Origin of the sequence: Metabacillus mangrovi (assembly GCF_009711125.1) — a bacterium.
Taxonomy (GTDB): domain Bacteria; phylum Bacillota; class Bacilli; order Bacillales; family Bacillaceae; genus Metabacillus_B; species Metabacillus_B mangrovi.
Map to the genome: position 1 here is coordinate 22,718 of NZ_WMIB01000030.1, position 16,083 is coordinate 38,800.

16 protein-coding genes and 1 pseudogene are annotated in these 16,083 nt (G+C 47.7%); 7 read left to right on the top strand and 10 right to left on the bottom strand.

What is annotated here, in order from left to right; all coding sequences use genetic code 11:
* Positions 1–27: 27 nt before the first annotated feature.
* Positions 28–1,284 carry a threonine synthase gene (locus tag GKZ89_RS19005; RefSeq protein ID WP_155113982.1) on the bottom strand — a complete coding sequence of 419 codons (1,257 nt, stop codon included), beginning with the start codon at positions 1,282–1,284 and terminating at the stop codon, positions 28–30.
* 177 nt (positions 1,285–1,461) lie between these two features.
* Between GKZ89_RS19005 and GKZ89_RS19010 the strand changes: the two genes are divergently transcribed.
* On the top strand, positions 1,462–2,064 hold the full coding sequence (locus GKZ89_RS19010; RefSeq protein WP_162357094.1) for an RDD family protein: 603 nt from the start codon (positions 1,462–1,464) through the stop codon (positions 2,062–2,064).
* A gap of 45 nt (positions 2,065–2,109) precedes the next feature.
* Here GKZ89_RS19010 and GKZ89_RS19015 read toward each other — a convergent pair whose 3' ends face one another.
* Positions 2,110–2,916 carry a hypothetical protein gene (locus GKZ89_RS19015; protein WP_155113984.1) on the bottom strand — a complete coding sequence of 269 codons (807 nt, stop codon included), beginning with the start codon at positions 2,914–2,916 and terminating at the stop codon, positions 2,110–2,112.
* A 153-nt stretch (positions 2,917–3,069) separates the two neighbouring features.
* Here GKZ89_RS19015 and GKZ89_RS19020 point away from each other — a divergent pair, with 153 nt between their 5' ends.
* Positions 3,070–3,495: a hypothetical protein gene (locus GKZ89_RS19020; protein WP_155113985.1), complete on the top strand. Its 426-nt coding sequence runs from the start codon at positions 3,070–3,072 to the stop codon at positions 3,493–3,495.
* 136 nt (positions 3,496–3,631) lie between these two features.
* Here the strand turns inward: GKZ89_RS19020 and GKZ89_RS19025 are convergent, their stop codons facing one another.
* From GKZ89_RS19025 to nagA, 4 genes are read right to left on the bottom strand one after another with little or no spacing between them, the layout of a single operon-like run.
* Entirely contained in the window at positions 3,632–4,474 is an 843-nt protein-coding gene (locus GKZ89_RS19025) for a DUF4037 domain-containing protein (protein ID WP_155113986.1), read from the bottom strand.
* A 1-nt stretch (position 4,475) separates the two neighbouring features.
* On the bottom strand, positions 4,476–5,213 hold the full coding sequence (gene phnF / locus GKZ89_RS19030; RefSeq protein WP_155113987.1) for a phosphonate metabolism transcriptional regulator PhnF: 738 nt from the start codon (positions 5,211–5,213) through the stop codon (positions 4,476–4,478).
* Complete coding sequence (gene nagB, locus GKZ89_RS19035; protein WP_155113988.1) at positions 5,210–5,965, bottom strand: glucosamine-6-phosphate deaminase; 756 nt, start codon at positions 5,963–5,965, stop codon at positions 5,210–5,212. Before nagB ends, phnF begins: the two co-directional genes overlap by 4 nt.
* Complete coding sequence (nagA, locus tag GKZ89_RS19040) at positions 5,962–7,134, bottom strand: N-acetylglucosamine-6-phosphate deacetylase (RefSeq protein WP_155113998.1); 1,173 nt, start codon at positions 7,132–7,134, stop codon at positions 5,962–5,964. Before nagA ends, nagB begins: the two co-directional genes overlap by 4 nt.
* 411 nt (positions 7,135–7,545) lie before the next feature.
* Here nagA and GKZ89_RS21325 point away from each other — a divergent pair.
* A pseudogene (locus GKZ89_RS21325) lies at positions 7,546–8,061 on the top strand (peptidoglycan recognition protein family protein); the annotation flags it as partial.
* A gap of 9 nt (positions 8,062–8,070) precedes the next feature.
* On the top strand, positions 8,071–8,541 hold the full coding sequence (locus GKZ89_RS21330; protein ID WP_241680331.1) for a peptidoglycan-binding domain-containing protein: 471 nt from the start codon (positions 8,071–8,073) through the stop codon (positions 8,539–8,541).
* Positions 8,542–9,557: 1,016 nt separating this feature from the next.
* On the opposite strand, the gene GKZ89_RS19050 is transcribed toward GKZ89_RS21330, so the two are convergent.
* A complete protein-coding gene (locus GKZ89_RS19050) occupies positions 9,558–10,178 on the bottom strand; it encodes an MSMEG_1061 family FMN-dependent PPOX-type flavoprotein (protein ID WP_155113990.1) in 621 nt (206 codons plus the stop codon).
* Positions 10,179–10,283: 105 nt separating this feature from the next.
* The gene (locus tag GKZ89_RS19055) at positions 10,284–10,817 is read right to left on the bottom strand and encodes a hypothetical protein (protein ID WP_155113991.1); all 534 of its coding nucleotides are present in this window, start codon (positions 10,815–10,817) and stop codon (positions 10,284–10,286) included.
* Positions 10,818–10,901: 84 nt separating this feature from the next.
* Here GKZ89_RS19055 and GKZ89_RS19060 point away from each other — a divergent pair, with 84 nt between their 5' ends.
* A complete protein-coding gene (locus GKZ89_RS19060) occupies positions 10,902–11,987 on the top strand; it encodes a site-2 protease family protein (protein ID WP_155113992.1) in 1,086 nt (361 codons plus the stop codon).
* 17 nt (positions 11,988–12,004) lie between these two features.
* Here GKZ89_RS19060 and GKZ89_RS19065 read toward each other — a convergent pair whose 3' ends face one another.
* Together GKZ89_RS19065 and GKZ89_RS19070 are read right to left on the bottom strand one after the other, a co-directional pair.
* A complete protein-coding gene (locus tag GKZ89_RS19065; protein WP_338324953.1) occupies positions 12,005–12,958 on the bottom strand; it encodes a sensor histidine kinase in 954 nt (317 codons plus the stop codon).
* Between the two features lie 21 nt (positions 12,959–12,979).
* Positions 12,980–13,681 (bottom strand): LytR/AlgR family response regulator transcription factor, encoded by a 702-nt coding sequence (locus GKZ89_RS19070; RefSeq protein ID WP_155113994.1) that lies wholly within the window; start codon positions 13,679–13,681, stop codon positions 12,980–12,982.
* 161 nt (positions 13,682–13,842) lie between these two features.
* Between GKZ89_RS19070 and GKZ89_RS19075 the strand changes: the two genes are divergently transcribed.
* Together GKZ89_RS19075 and GKZ89_RS19080 are read left to right on the top strand one after the other, a co-directional pair.
* The gene (locus GKZ89_RS19075; protein WP_155113995.1) at positions 13,843–14,592 is read left to right on the top strand and encodes an ATP-binding cassette domain-containing protein; all 750 of its coding nucleotides are present in this window, start codon (positions 13,843–13,845) and stop codon (positions 14,590–14,592) included.
* The gene (locus GKZ89_RS19080) at positions 14,582–15,751 is read left to right on the top strand and encodes an ABC transporter permease (protein WP_155113996.1); all 1,170 of its coding nucleotides are present in this window, start codon (positions 14,582–14,584) and stop codon (positions 15,749–15,751) included. Before GKZ89_RS19075 ends, GKZ89_RS19080 begins: the two co-directional genes overlap by 11 nt.
* Positions 15,752–16,083 lie beyond the last annotated feature (332 nt).

The following is a 16,083-nucleotide window of genomic DNA, read 5'->3' on the forward strand; positions in this document are numbered from 1 at the left end:
CTTTACAGGTTGGTCTCCATCAGTATGTCAGTGCTGTCCGCATCTGCCAATAGCGCCAAATTCCCAGCCCTTTATCTTCAGGGATTCACCTGGTTCGAGTACAGGAAACTCCACTTCCAGGTCATCTGCATACTTGATCCCGAGGCCGGTGTTCAGCAGGACGACCTGATCCTCTTCCTTGATCCAGTTGTCTGCACGGAGCTTTTTGGCGGCTGCAAAAACAGCAGCACCCTCCGGACAGATGAACAGGCCTTCTTTTGACGCGACCTCAAGCTGCTCCGTATGAATCTCACTTTCCTGTACGGCAACGGCACAGCCATTCGTCTCATATAAAGCATCCAGAACGAGAAAATCGCCGATTGCTTTAGGCACATTGATTCCAAAGGCACCGGTTTTAGAATCCTGCCAGAATTCGGATTCCCTTTTTCCTTCTTCCCACGCTTTCACAATCGGTGCACAGCCTTCAGCCTGAACAGCAACGAGCCTTGGGAGTTTATCTGCGGCAATCCAGCCAAGCTTCTGCAGCTCTACCAGTGCTTTATAAATCCCGATCAGCCCAACTCCGCCCCCAGTCGGATAAAGAATCACATCCGGAACCTGCCATCCGAATTGTTCAGCGATTTCAAGACCCATCGTCTTCTTTCCTTCAATCCGGTAAGGTTCTTTGAGTGTAGATGCATCGTAGTATCCTTCCTTTGCGACGAGCTCGCCGACCATTTTCCCTGCATCGCTGATTAATCCGTTTACGAGCCACAGCCTTGCTCCCGATGCCGCGCATTCTTTTCTCGTTGTAACCGGGGCATCCACCGGCATCACGATGTTCGCTTCGATCCCGGCCCTGGCTGCGTAGAGCGACCAGGCTGCTCCGGCATTGCCGTTTGTCGGCATAGCGAATTTCTTTACCCCGAGCTCTTTTGCCTTTGACAGGCCGACTGCCGCTCCTCTCGCTTTGAATGAACCTGTCGGAATCAGCCCCTCATCCTTCATAAACAGTGCGGGAATGCCATACTGTTCTCCCATTTTCGCAACAGGCAGAACCGGGGTCCCGCCTTCCCCCATCGTGACCGCATTTTCTTCATTTTTTACCGGCAGAAGTTCATGGTATCTCCATAGATTATCCTGGCGCGAAATCAGATCCTCTTTCTTCCATTCGTGTTTCAGTTTTTCGTAATCGTAATCCACAAGAAGAGGCGAGCCGCACACACATAATTGATGAATCTCCTCAGGATTATAGGTCTTCCCGCATTTCGGACATACAAGGTGTGTCATGTAACTGTAAGTCATCTTTTCCATCCCCCTGAAAATAAAAAGGCCGCCCCTGATTAAGGATGAGCCTTCCGTTTTTCTGATCAGCACTGCCTGATTTTATTTTAGCATACAAGAATTCTCCACAAATTGGTTTACCTGTTGTTTTTTAAAAGTGTATGATAGAAACGGACTACTTTTTAGGAGGGATTCATGATGGGTAAAAATCCAGCAGGTTTTTGGATACGGCTTGGTGCTAATCTGATTGACGCAGTCGTTTTTGCTGTTCTTGGCTTTTTGCTCGCTCTCATCTTAGGCGATCAAATCGGCCAGAACGCTAGCAGCGGCATTCAATTCCTTTACGGACTTTTGCTGCCGGTATTCTGGTATGGCTATACCGTTGGGAAAAAAGCAGTTTCCATTCGGATTGTCCGGAAGGATGGAACAAATGTAACGTTTTGGACAATGGTGAAACGCTCTTTATTGAGCGGTATCGTATACGGTCTTCCATTTTTCCTTGGTTTGATCATCGCTTTGGTCATGGGCTGGTCGGAAATGGTCGAACTCTTCACTACTCCAGTCCCGGCAGATCCGGCAGCAATGGATATGGAAATCAGCAACACCGCCTTGTCTGCTCTTGTCATTCTGTTTGGCGGGGGGCTTTTAAGCTTCATCCTCATTGCAGCCAGCGCCATTATGATTGGGGTAAGAGAAGACAAACGGGCTATTCATGATTTGATCGCGGGTACATATGTAACCAGAAACAGCCCGGGAGCTGCATCTGCAGACAGCTACGAAGAATCAAAGGAAATTTTTTAAGACGAAAGCAAACCTGGAGTGCAAATGGCATTCCGGGTTTGTTTTTTAGTCTGCAAGAATTTGATAAATCTCACCAGCCGGAATGTGAAAAAACGAACACAGCTTTGTTTGCATGTTGTATACATATACTCCGCAGTCGAACAAAATATTGTGATGATTTTCAAGGAGCTTATCGATGTGACGGCTTTCACTCTGGCCGATGTAAACCATATCACCCTTCACATCCATGCCCCGCAGGTAGCCAAGCCCCTTGAACAGATCACTTTTGTTTTTCCTCACTGTAAATTCAGCAGACACGCAGTAATAAAGGTCTTTTCCATCCTTTTTGATGCTATGGGGCTGATGCAGGTGTTTATGCCGGACCTTGATCAATTTTCGGCTCTTCAGTGAGTATTCGGCAATGACTCCTTTTTTCTTCCCTTTATAGGAAAACATCGAAACGAACAAACGGTCCTTTTCAATAAACAAGTCATTCACATGGCATGTATCCGCCACTTCCGGTGAAAATCTGATCTCCCCGATGTGCTGAAGATCTTGTTTCAAATCATAAATTCCGATTGAGTCCCGCCCGGTTTCCACCACGTACAGCTGATCCTTGTATACCGCCGTACCGTGCAAATCCAGTGCAATATCCAATGTCTTGGATGACCGAATGTCCAAGCTATGATCAAGCAAAAGAATGCGGTCGGCACTGGCCACAATATACCCGTCTCCATACTTTACAATCCCCCGGCATTCCTGCTCCAGTACTTTTCTGACCGTACAGGAGCCCTCTTTAAATACTGCTTCAAACAGCCCTCCGTTTTGGTTGCAGCACGTAATCAGCAGACGGGTTTCTTCCATCTTAATCAAAATTGCTTCCTCCTCAGCTCAGCAGATTGTTCTTTACTGTATGTCTGCAGGAGGAATCTTGCTTGTATCTTCGCATATTGTACTCTTATCCCTGTTGCATTTAATAGAATGAAAAATAGTATATTCTATCAAGCTAAGAGGAGGTGAGAGAGAATGCCGATACAATTTTTAGATATGCGGATTTCAAGCAACAGTGCGGATGATGCAAATTCTTTTCTGATCCCTGCTGCTCCCGGCATTTTGTTTGGTGATATTGGAATTCAAACACTTGGGGTTCTTCCAGAAAATGCTGGAGATATTCGCGTTTTATTGAGCGGGTATGCGAGAGTTTCCAATCTTATCAGCGAGGAAGTTGTTACCATCCGTGTATTCAGAGACTTGGCTACTCCAATTCTGGTCACTTCTTTTGTATCAAATGGAGAAGGCGTTGAGACTTTTGGCTTTGACGCCGCAGACTTTTTGCCTGCAGCCCCGGCTTCAGGACAGGTCCAGTATACAGCCACCATCGAAACAACGATTCCGTTTGCCATCCTGGGAGCATCCAATTTCAGTGGAATTGCCTCTGCTGGAACATCTTAATGCTATAGATTCAATAAAGCCTGACTTGGCTTCACTTTAGACAGGCTTTATTCTCTAATTTAATAGGAACACCGTTCACCTTTACATAAAGCCCGCTCTCCGGGATATTCCGTAAGACATGAAAAAAACAGGTGATTCACTCACCTGTTTTTCGCACCGGCCTTGCCGAACTGCCGGCTGCTTTCCATTTATCAAGTTCAATATCGGGATGGTGCCTGCTTACGAGCCCAAAGACGTCCTGCAGAAGCTCTTCTAAAATCATTAAACCTTTAGCAGGATGTTCAAGGAAGACGCTCTCCAATCTCGTTTCCGTGCCGGAAGGTTTGATTTCCATCCGCTGAATTGATTGCCTTTGCCACTTGAACCCCGGGTGGTGGACGAACTGTTCATTCAAGGCAAAAAGAACGGCCATCATCTTCTTCTCTACCGTGACAAACACCTCATGCAGCATCAGCCAATCCTGCCGTGCAACAAGTGAATACCGGTTGTTCCAGCGGCTGCCAAGATCAAGGCTTTGCAGGATCATTGCCCTTTTCAATCCCTCAGGATAAATAGCTGTCTGCTGTTTAAGGCTCTCAAAGATCTCCGCTCCATAGAGACAGACGCCTTCCGCAACCGCTGAAGTCAGACATTGGGACTCAAGGTCCGGCGAATAAAGTCCAACTGTTCTGTTAATGTTCTTTTTGACAGTGGAGGTTAAAAAGTGGCTGAGTTCAAATTTGATTTCCGATGTGACAAAAGCTTCAGACCACTCTTCATCCTCGTAGCAGTGGAAGCTGATTATTTCTCCCTGGAGTGCTTTAACAGGCTCCAGGCGGTCTTCCGTCTCAGGCCCGTTTCTCCAGGCTAGAAACAGTTCAATATCCGAATATTCATCGTCCCAGCCCCTCGAGACTGAACCTCCGATCCAAATCGCTTCCACTTTTGGATTCCGCTGATAGATGTCTGCTGCTTTTCTTGCCTGTTCAGCCAGTTTCACTTTACGCCCCTCCGTGCTTCCGCTCTAATTCCATCACATACTTGTACCGGTCGGCGCGGTAGATCGTTTTCGTATATTCGACTGCCTGATGCTCTGATGTGAAGCTTGTCCGCTGAATTTTCAGCACCGCGGCGCCTTCTTCGAGCTGTAAAGCTTCCGCCGCTTTTTTCCCCGCTTCGGCAGCTTCAAGCTCCTGCTTGCCGTACTGGATGGGCAGGCCGCATTGCGCTTCAATGTAGTCATAGATGGAGCCTTCGGCGTGCTTCAGTACCATATCCGGAAAGATTTTTACGGGCATATACAGAATTTCATAGGCAATTGCCTCTCCATCTGCATAGCGGATCCGTTTTACTTTGTATATCGGTTCTTCTGAATCCAGTCCAAGTTCTTTTGCCGCCTGTTTGGAAGCAGAGTTCCGTTCAAAGCTGATCACTTTTGTTTCAGGCCGCTTTCCCTGCTGTGCCATTTGTTCAGTAAAACTCGTAATTCCGGTAAGCTCGAGATTCAGCTTCGGGACGGAGACATACGTCCCGCGCCCTCTTCTTCTCTCAAGGATCCCCTCATTTACCAGATTGGTAATCGCCTGCCGGACCGTCATTCTGCTGATGGAAAACTGTTCGCAAAACTGGCGCTCAGAGGGGATTGCCTCCCCGCTCTCCCATTCACCTGATTCAATTTTTTCTCTTATGCTTTCTTCTACTTGAAAGTAGATTGGAACCGGGGAATTCTTTTGAATCATCTGGTAAGCTCCTCCTTTCCTTTCCGGTCAATGAGCATCAGTGCTTCTTCATCCGCAATCACCGTAACATTTGGATGCCTCTTCAGGACGGATGCAGGAAAATCCTCGGTCACTTCTCCGTTCCAAAGCCTTTCGATCGCCTCTGCTTTCTTTGCTCCCGAGGCAAGAAGCAGAATACTTCTGCTTTTCATGATTGTCCCGATCCCCATCGTTATCGCCTGTCCCGGGACATCCTCCAGACTTTTAAAATAACGGGCATTCGCCTTTTTCGTCGAGTCGGTCAGTGTCACAAGATGCGTCCTCTCCTGAAAAGAGGTTCCAGGTTCGTTAAAGCCGATATGTCCGTTTTCCCCGATTCCAAGAAGCTGCAAATCAACTCCTCCGGCTTTCTCGATCATCTCTTCGTACCTGCTGCATTCATGAATCGGATCCGCTGCCATTCCATCAGGCAAATGGTTGCTTCCAGGTAAAAAGTCCACGTGGTGAAATAAGTGCTCTTTCATATACCGGAAGTAGCTATTCACATCGTTCTTCTCCATACCGTAATATTCATCGAGGTTAAAAGATGCAGCATGAGAGAATGATAGCTGCCCCTCTGAATACAGCTTAACAAGCTCTGAGTAAACTCCTTTAACCGTTCCGCCTGTAGCAAGCCCGAGAACAGACCGGCTGTTGGTTTTTAATTGATCCTTTAAAAATTCTCCCGCCATCCTGCTCATCTCCTGATAATCAGCTGCAGCAAGTAATCTCATGTCCTTCTTCCCCCTTTGTCATAGACCATTTCCCCGCGGCAAATCGTAAGCAAAACCTCTCCTTCACGAGAAAGGACCGTCAGATCGGCATCCTTTCCGGCAGCTATACTCCCTTTCCGGTCAAAAATGCCGAGCTGCTTCGCAGGATTGACTGAGGCCATACGAACAATTTCTTCCGTGGAGCATCCGGTAAAAGCGCGCATGTTTTTCACCGCTTCATTCATCTTCAATACGCTTCCGGCAAGCGCCCCGCTCTCAAGCTCCGCTCTGTTCCCCTTTACATAGACACTCTGTCCGCCAAGATCATAGGTCCCATCCTCAAGGCCCTTTGCTCTCATAGAATCTGTGATCAGGATGATTCCTTCCGCTCCCTTAAGCCTGTAGGCAAGCTGAACCATTTCAGGGGCTACATGAATCCCATCCGCAATAATCTCACAGCGGATCCGTTTATCCAGTAAAACCGCACCTGCTGTCCCCGCTTCACGGTGATGGAGCCCTCTCATACCATTGAACAGATGTGTCGCCTGATTTGCACCTGCATCTGCTGCAAGCTGCACTTCTTGAAAAAGGGCATCTGAGTGTCCGATGGAGGGAATGATCCCTGCTTCGGACAAGTGTCTCGTCAGTTCAAGTTCTCCATCCAGTTCCGGGGCCAGCGTGACCTGCTTTATTTTCCCTCCGGACAGTTCCTGCCAGCTTTGAAACAGAGCCGCATCCGGCTTCACGAAGTGGCTCGGCAGCTGGGCTCCTGCACGCTTTGGTGATAAAAAAGGACCCTCGAGATGAATACCCGCTATTTCTGCGCCATTTACTGGTATGGATGTGCAGTCAGCCAGATTCATCAACGCTCTCTCTATCTCGCTTTTGGCAGACGTCATCGTTGTTGGCAGAAAACAGGTTGTTCCTTCACGGACAAGCTGCTCCGCCATCGTCTGAATCGCAGCAGGGTCTCCATCCATCACATCTGCCCCGCCAGCACCGTGAATATGCAGATCGATCATTCCGGGAAGTACTTCCGCTGTTTCATCCAATCTGATCTCGATGCAGCCCTCTGGAAGATCTGCTTTTTCCATCGGACCTGTTTCTGCAATCTTTCCTTCTTTAATCAGTACATAGCCTTGTTTAAAGGTTCCGCTTTCCGAATATACCGCTGCATGAGTTAGTGCCAGCACATTAAAACTCCTTTTTTTCTTAATTTTAAGAAAATAATACCATCATTAAAACTAGATGTCTAGACCAGTAAATCGTCTGTATATGTCGATACTGCGCGATCCTCTGACTGTATATCCTCAGAGAACGTTTTTCTCATACAGCAATTGTCATGCGCACAGTTCTACAAATTCCGCAAACCTGTGCATAAGTTATTCACAGCCCTGTTGATATTGGGGAAAAATGTGTGGATGTCCTGCTGCTGCAAGGCCTTCTATCCACAGATTCCCTGTTTATAAGCATCCTGAGCTGTGGATGGCGTGCATAACTCCTTAATTTTTCTATATTGCGCGAAAATTGTGTGGATAACCCAATTTGTCGAATGAGCGTAACGTTATTTTTTTAAAATCATAAACTAGTCCTATACAGAGATGGAGAGTGAGAGAGTGAAATATCCTATAAGCCGTTCCTACATCCGGACAGGCAATTCCCGCTCCGGAAGAAAATTAGGGACCGTTCTGTTCATCGTCAGCCATGACACTGGAAACCCCGGGACAAGCGCCTCGCAAAACAGGAACTATTTTAACAATCAGCAGCCATCCGCTTCGGCCCACACGTTTATTGATGACAAAACCATTCTGGAAATCATCCCGCTGGATGAAGTCGCCTTTCATGTTCAGTACGGAATTACTGAGGACAACCGCCGCTATGGGGCAAATGCCAATGATGCCTCGATCGGTGTTGAACTTTGCTACGGCGGAAGCATTAACTTTCAGCAGGCATACAGCAGGTACGTCTGGTACCATGCCTATCTTTGCAGCCGGTTTGGTCTGAACCCGGACAAACAGATCATCGGGCATTACACACTTGACCCGGCGAGGAGGACCGATCCGATAAATTCTTTCAGCCAATACGGAATCTCCTGGGCACAATTTATCCGGAGCGTTAAACAGGTACTGGCCGAGGAATTCGGCGCTCCCGCCGCAGACACCCTTCCAGTCCGCGAAGGAGACAGCGGCAGCCTCGTTAAAAGCATTCAGCAAAACCTTATCACCGCTGGCTTTACAATATCAGCCGACGGGGTATTCGGCCCTGCAACGGAACAAGCGGTAAGAGCATTTCAGCAGAAAAACGGCTTGACCGCTGACGGCATTGTCGGCCCGCAAACCTACTCTGCTCTCAACAAGCCTAAACAAAGCTACCCCCTGCCTTCCGGAGTCTACCGCCTCGGAGCATCCGGAGAACCTGTCAAACAAATTCAGCGCGCCCTTCAAAAGCTCGGGCTAAAGCCCGGCAGCATCGATGGGGAATACGGGCCGCAGACCGCAGCTGCCGTCAGAAAGTTCCAAAGCCGCTACTCGGCTCTGGCCGATGACGGAGTTTACGGTCCAAGTACCCGCAGCTATATGCTGAGCGCTTTAAAATAGGAATGGAAAATGGACAGCCTGGGGGCTGTCTGTTTTTGTGTCTGGAAGAGGGTGAGGGGAACAGGTGGAGGCTAACCGGTCTCAGATGCAGCTATTTCTCCGAAAACAGCCTGTTTTACCTCCTAACGGTCCTGAGAGCCGCTATTTCATTAAAAAAGTCCAAAAACCCTCTCAACTCGTAAAATAGTGTCTTCTGAGACCGATAAGGACGGATTGGGTGGGTATTGGCTTAAATAACGGCTCTGGGGACCGATCCGGAAAGGACCGGTCTCAGATGCAGCTATTCCCCTAAAAATAGCGTATTTCTCCTCTTAACGGTCCTGAGAGCCGCTATTTCATTAAAAAAGTCCAAAAACGCCTCTCAACTCGTAAAATAGTGTCTTCTGAGACCGATAAGGACGGATTTGGTGGGTATTGGCTTAAATAACGGCTCTGGGGACCGATTCGGTAACAACCGGTCTCAGATGCAGCTATTTCTCCGAAAACAGCCTGTTTTACCTCCTAACGGTCCTGAGAGCCGCTATTTCATTAAAAAAGTCCAAAAACGCCTCTCAACTCGTAAAATAGTGTCTTCTGAGACCGATAAGGACGGATTGGGTGATTTTCGGCTTAAATAACGGCTCTGGAGAGCGATCCGGAAAGGACCGGTCTCAGATGCAGCTATTCCTCCGATAATAGCCTATTTTACCTCCTAACGGTCCTGAGAGCCGCTATTTCATTAAAAAAAGTCCAAAAACGCCTCTCAACTCGTAAAATAGTGTCTTCTGAGACCGATAAGGACGGATTTGGTGGGTATTGGCTTAAATAACGGCTCTGGGGACCGCAAAAATTAGGCCGCTGCTTCACAGCTAACCTCGGATCTGAGGTCTCTACTCATAAATTCTGCCGACTAACGTTCTTTTGGATTATGCAGATTTAGGGCTTTAGCAGATACTCGTTCCGCTAAAACCCTATTAACAGATCTCGGATCCAAAGAAAAAACCAGACCCGCATCCGGCCTGGCATCACTTATTCATTCAGTACAGTCTCTTCCGATAGCTCTCTTCCAAAGATTCCTTTACTTCATCAGCTGCCATCCCTGCGTGGGCTGCGAGCATGGTGCTTGGCAGCGGCATGCCGGGAAGGTCCGGCCACCCTTCTTTCTTCCAAAGACTCGACCTTTTCATAGCTTTGCCGCAGTGAATGAAGCATTCTTCTACATCGATGGCGATTCCGGCAAGCGGCAGTCTTCCTTGGGCCTGCATGCGCTCGAGCAGATCCGGATCGCGGATGACGGCTGCTTTCCCTTTAATTCTCAAGGTTTCATCAAGGCCCGGAATAACACATAGCAGGCTCGCCCTGGGATTTTCCAGCAGGTTCCGAATTGAATCAAGCCGCCGGTTTCCCGGTCTTTCGGGTATAATCAGCTGCTTGTCATTCAACACCAGGATAAATCCAGGCTGATCGCCTCTTGGAGAGACATCCGACACCCCTTTTGAATTAGATGTTCCAAGTACAGCAAACGGGCAATTGGCCAGAAAGCTTTTGCAATGCGAATCCAAATGGCTGATGACTTTCTTCAGAGCGGTCTCTCCCGGCTGGCTCCATATTTCTTCAAGCTCAGCAGGCGATGTTACAGCCTTTGTCCACTTTCTCAACTCCCATCCCTCCTCATTATTAAAGCGGTACAGGCCGCCAATTTCTCCTGAATCCTTAAAAGCTCTCCTCTATATATATATATAACGCTTCCATCTTAAGATTTTTTATTTTAGAGCAAAACTCAAAACAGACTTCCCGCTGCTTCCCCATTTGAATTCCAGTGCATACATCTTTTTCTCACTGGAAGGGATGCTGAATTCAGTTTGATTTGAAGGAAAAACTTTGGAATTTATTATTTTTGCAGGCAGCATCTCGTCTTCTTTTCTCAAATCATATAGTGATACCTTTGAAGGAGCAGGCTTCATATTCCCCCAATTTAGCAAGATGGCCGACACCTCCGGATCCGCTTTTTGTGAACTCATTTCGTGAACATTGTATGTCCCTTCGCCGCAGTCCATCCAGCAAACTTCTTCGTACATATGGTCAATTGTTCCAGAAAGCTTTTGTCCGTTAAGATCGAGCAGCGAGAGTTCCGGCATCGCAACCGATTCAAATGCTGGAAGCACATGCTTCGTATTCTGCAAAAAAACACGTTGCTCCTCTGCAGGCCCGGAAAAACTCCCCCCGCCTCCTGTGCAGCCGGTTAATAAAACAAAGGTTAATAAAACGAATAATGGTTTGATTAAAACGTATTTCATTAAACCCCTCCGATTCTTCTTTACTAGAATACTATGGGTATATGGTAAAATATATAAAAAACAAGATATAGCCGGAGGTTATTTATGAAAAAATGGAACACGTTCCTTCTCACCTTAATCAGCGCGGCAGCAGGAGGGTTCGGAACGTTCTTTCTCCTTGATTATTTTGCTTTAGACATGGGCTGGAGTACATTATTTTGGATGGCTCTTTATTTTTTCGCAAGCCATTACGCAGCGGTCATCATTCACGAAGCCGGCCATCTGGCAGGAGGGGCCTTAAAGGGAATGAAATTCAGCAGCATGCTCGTCGGACCTATCCTGCTGGTCAAAAACAAAGGCCGGGTCTCTTTACGCTGGGAAAAACACGGACTAAGCATCGGGGGCAAAGCGACGATGTACCCCGACCTTTCTGAAAGAAAAGCTTCCCTTCCAAATCAGCTTTATTGGCATTTGCTTTGCGGGCCGCTGGCCAGTCTGATAATTGGTGCGGCAGCTCTTTATGCTTCCATCACGCTAAACGTTATCTGGCTCTTTGTCTTCTCAGCCATCAGTCTTCTGGCTGGCGTCATAAACCTCGCTGCCAGAGAGAACCGCGATGCCATACCTGACGGTGCAGCACTCGCCCACCTAAAGGACCCTGTGAAAAAGGAACTGCTTACAGCTGCTTACCTGATATTTGGAAGCATCAAGGATGATTGGTCTGAACTGCCGGCGGAAGTCGCGGATAGGGCAAGAAGGGCTGTTCATCAACTGCCGGATCACCTGCTTTCTGCAGGAATCGCATCATCCCTTGCCCAGTACGATATGAACCGCGGAGCTCCAGCTGAAGCAGCGGATCTGCTCGCTGCTATCGGGGAACATTCTCCAGAGGGAAAAAGAAGCTTTGTATGGGAGCAGGTGGACGCCAACTACTTGATGGCCTGTTACCTGTCTGGACGAACCGGAGATTTCAGCAGCATCGCAGCACGGGTACACAAGCGTGATGCGTTGGCATACGAAAAAGCACGCTATGCAGCGGCTGCCATCTCGGGGCAGGAGCAGGACGCAGCTCATGCCTATGAAAGAGCCATCTATCATTCTTCGAGAATGTTTTTGATCTACGGAGACGGAAAGCTGGAACGGAACCTGCTGGAGCAGGCGGAGCTGTACCGGAAAGAGGTTTCCGCATAAGAAAAGAGAGCCCGTCATCAGGCTCTCTTTTTCACTGCCGGAAACTTCACTTTCAAGGAAAAACGGTTCTCTTTACAGGCAAAATCAAGGAAGCCGGCGTTTTTTCGAACGATATCTGCGATGACTTTTGTTCCGAGTCCTTCCTGGCCTTTTGTGGACCGGCCTGCTTTTTCAAATAAAACGTCCAGCACGTCATTCGGCGGTTTGACACACGTGTTTTCACAAACAAGGATATAAACCCCGCTCTTTTTTTCAAATTTCATCGTTAGTGATGCACTGCTGTTCCCGGACTCAAGAAACTCTTCACATGCCTCCACCGCGTTGGACAGGATGTTGCCGAGCAGGCCGACGAGATCAAACGGGCTGATGGGGAGCGAGGAAACCGGAAGATCAAACGCATAGGTGATCTTCACTCCAAGCCGGGACGCCCGTTCATAGGCATCATGCAGGATGCCCGCCGCGGCCCCGTCCTCTCCTTTAATAGAAAAGTTCGTTTCTTCATAGCTCCGGAGCAGGCCTTTCATGTATTCCCGAGCCTCCTCCTCCTTGCCGCTTTCCACAAGGAAGTGGACAGCTGTCACATGCTTCAGGTAATCATGACGCTGGCTCCGGACGACCCGGAATGTCTCGTTTACGGCATCCTGTACCTCAAGAAGTCTGGTTCTTTCCTGCTCTGTTTTCTTCATTTCCAATCCGGCCATATACCGGGTTCCTTCAATTGCAATAGCAATGAGGACAAAAACCGATTGGACCGCCAACGGGGCCAGCCATGCACCCGCCGCCGCAGCAGCCTGTACAGTGGCAAGAAGTATCTGAATCGCTGGTTTCACATTGGGAATCGCTTTGATCCAGATCGTTCCGCCGTAAAGGATCAATCCAGCAGCAGCCGCTAAAACCAGCACAGGCATTTCGCTCCATAACAGCCAAAAATAATAGATTAGCAGAAGCACTCCTGCTCCTGCATATAACACTTTTTCCAAAATCATCACGCCTTAAAAATAATGAGACTGAAGAAAATCAATCTGTTCCTTTGTAATCATCGCCTTCTCTTCCAATCCTTCAAACGAAACCATGTACGTCGTCTTCGTGTACACCGAGAAATTTTTCACATAATGAATATTGATGATAAAGGACCGGTGCGAGCGGATAAAATCCCGCTCCCGCAGTTCACCTTCAAGCTCGTTCAAGGTCTGGTAGGTTTTGACCGGCCCTGACTTCGTATAAATGGTCGTAGAGCGGCCGGTCCGTTCAATAAAAATAATCTCTTTCTTTTGTACAATATGAATCTCAGATTTCTGCCTCAAAAAAAGCCTGCCCGCAATTTCAGAGGATTGATTCTTCTCGATATACCGCTGAATCGATTTTTCCAGCCGGTCTTTCGGGTAGGGCTTCATGATGTAATCATGAACGTTCAGTTCAAAAGCATGAACGGCATAGCCGCTCGCTGCCGTTACAAAAATGACCGCTATATTCAAGGCATGTGTATGTATAATATCCGCCAGCTCATATCCGGAGAGCTCCGGCATTTCAATATCGGCAATCAACAGGTCAATCGCTTCTTTTTTCACATATTCATAGGCTTCCTCTGCTGACTGCGTAGCAAAAACAATTTTTATTTCTTCGATGTTCCCGGCAATTCCCTGCAGTTTATCGAGGTCAATTTTCCGGTCATCTACTAATCCTACTTTAATCATCCGATCTGCTCCTATATCTGTTATCCTCCTCTATTGTATCATCACAGGGCTGAATTTAACCGATTCACGACAGGAAATTCCATATTCGCGACAAGATGGGAGAAACCACTCTCTTTTCCCGTTATGATGAAGTCAGAAATCAGGAGAAAGGAAGAGTAAACATGATAATCATTCAGGAAGTTTCCAAGCAGTTTAAAGACCGGAAAACGTATGTGACCGCTCTTAAACATATCTCTTTTGACGTGAAAAAAGGCGAGGTCGTCGGGCTGCTCGGCGAGAACGGAGCGGGAAAAACGACTCTGCTCCGCTCGATCGCTACCTTGATCACCCCTTCAAGCGGATCGATCAGCGTGGATGGATATGATTCGATTAAGCAGGCTTCTGAGGTGAAAAAGAGAATCGGCGTGCTTTTCGGGGGCGAAACCGGACTGTACGACAGGCTGACAGCGAAAGAAAACCTTGAATATTTTGCTGTCCTTTACGGAATGAGCCGGCATGAAAAGAAGGTGCGGATCGAGGAACTTGCTGTGATGTTCGGCATGAAGGACTATCTCAACCGGAAGGTCGGCGCGTTCTCCAAAGGGATGCGCCAGAAGGTCGCCATCTCACGTGCACTCATCCACAACCCTGGTATTATTCTGTTTGATGAACCAACAACCGGCCTGGATATCACCTCCTCAAACATCTTCAGGCAGCTGATCCACGAGCTGAAAGCGAAAGGCAAGACCATTATCTTCTCAAGCCATATCATGGAAGAGGTTCAAATGCTTTGTGATTCAGTCGTCATGGTGCATAAAGGAGAAGTCGTTTACAAAGGGGACCTTGAAGGACTCTATCATGAAGAAGCAAGCAGAGACCTGAACTATATTTTCATGTCCAAATTAGTCAGGGGGAAAAGCCATGTTTCTTAAAATCTACTTGAAAGAAATGAAGGATATGCTGAGAGACCAGAGGACGCTGCTGCTCGGGGTGCTTGTTCCGATTCTGGTCCTGACAGGATTAACACTGTTTTATGAGAAAATGATGAATGATTCCAACGTAAACCTGACGTTAGCCGTCTCCGAAGAATTGCCGCAAGAAGAGAAAGCGCTGCTAGATGGGACAAAAAATGTAACAGTCAAAGGTTTTGCGGACCCAGAGAAGGCAGTATCCGATGGCAAGGCCCAGGCAGCCGTCCTTCTGGATGCCCGGTTTTCAGAGAAAATCAGTAAAGGTGAACAAGCAGAAGCAGCTCTCTTTGGAGATTCTTTCAGTAAAAACTCTTCCCAGCTTATGATGATTGTCCAGGAAAAATTGACGGCCTATAAAGACAGTGTTGTTTCAAGCCGTCTCCAAAACGAGAACATCAACCCGGTTATCATTACACCCTTTGAAATCACCACGAAGGAAATGATTCAGCAGCAAGATCAAGCCGCCGTCGGGATCGGCATATTATCCACACTTCTGCCGATGATTATCACGATGTCCATTGTATCCGGGGCTTATCCGGCCGCCTCTGATCTGTTTGCCGGCGAGAAAGACCGCAAAACGATGGAGGCCCTGCTTATGACTCCGGTCAGCCGGACAAAGGTGCTGCTCGCAAAATGGCTCACCGTTTCGAGCATCGCACTCTTATCAGGCCTTGTGGCGGTCACCGTCGTCATCCTTGAAATTACATTCATGACAACAGAATTGAAAAACGCACTCCAGTTTGGGGATCAGACCGGAATGGTGATTGGAATCATCCTGCTGTCCTCGCTCGTTTTCGCGATGCTTATGTCCGCTCTGCAGATGCTCGCAAGTCTGATTTCCAAATCGGTGAAAGAAGCGCAAAGCTATCAGACTCCCATCATGATGCTTCCGATCCTGCCAGTATTCGCCTTAACGTCACTTGGGGTAAATGAAATCACTGCACAGCATTACTTCATCCCTGTTCTGAATTTGAATGTATTGATCAAAGAAATGCTGAACGGAATCTACCGTTTGGAAAGCGTCCTGCTGACAGTCGGTACGACAGCGGCCTGCTTGATCATCATCCTCGCCCTCACCGTCTTTCTGTTCAAACAGGACCGCTGGGTAATGGGCAAATAAAAAACAGGCACGCGGGTGCCTGTTTTTTTACTGTTTCAAGCCAATGGCAGATGTAATTCCGGTTTCGAAGATAAAATTTTATTTTCGGAGATATAGTCCTAATTTCGAAGATAACTCCCAGTTTTTCGAAGATAAATGGTAGTGTCAATAATTATGTGTAAGGCAGTACTCCCGGGATATATATACTTGGTTATGGGGACTTTCCCCTCCGGAGGCCGAGGCCTCCGGAGGGGAAAAATCTCATTCCGTTCTTCCTGTCATCTTTCTTTTCCATAACGTTCATCAAACATCTGGGCGATTTCTTCTTTCGCTAACCCAAATCCTCCTAATTT

What these genes read in the sequence shown, in the direction of transcription:
- nagB (WP_155113988.1), bottom strand. Translation starts at nt 5,965, where the DNA reads ATGAGATTACTTGCTGCAGCTGATTATCAGGAGATGAGCAGGATGGCG.
- GKZ89_RS19075 (WP_155113995.1), top strand. Translation starts at nt 13,843, where the DNA reads ATGATAATCATTCAGGAAGTTTCCAAGCAGTTTAAAGACCGGAAAACG.
- GKZ89_RS19055 (WP_155113991.1), bottom strand. Translation starts at nt 10,817, where the DNA reads ATGAAATACGTTTTAATCAAACCATTATTCGTTTTATTAACCTTTGTT.
- GKZ89_RS19020 (WP_155113985.1), top strand. Translation starts at nt 3,070, where the DNA reads ATGCCGATACAATTTTTAGATATGCGGATTTCAAGCAACAGTGCGGAT.
- GKZ89_RS19070 (WP_155113994.1), bottom strand. Translation starts at nt 13,681, where the DNA reads ATGATTAAAGTAGGATTAGTAGATGACCGGAAAATTGACCTCGATAAA.
- GKZ89_RS19010 (WP_162357094.1), top strand. Translation starts at nt 1,462, where the DNA reads ATGGGTAAAAATCCAGCAGGTTTTTGGATACGGCTTGGTGCTAATCTG.
- phnF (WP_155113987.1), bottom strand. Translation starts at nt 5,213, where the DNA reads ATGATTCAAAAGAATTCCCCGGTTCCAATCTACTTTCAAGTAGAAGAA.
- GKZ89_RS19005 (WP_155113982.1), bottom strand. Translation starts at nt 1,284, where the DNA reads ATGACTTACAGTTACATGACACACCTTGTATGTCCGAAATGCGGGAAG.
- GKZ89_RS19060 (WP_155113992.1), top strand. Translation starts at nt 10,902, where the DNA reads ATGAAAAAATGGAACACGTTCCTTCTCACCTTAATCAGCGCGGCAGCA.
- GKZ89_RS19080 (WP_155113996.1), top strand. Translation starts at nt 14,582, where the DNA reads ATGTTTCTTAAAATCTACTTGAAAGAAATGAAGGATATGCTGAGAGAC.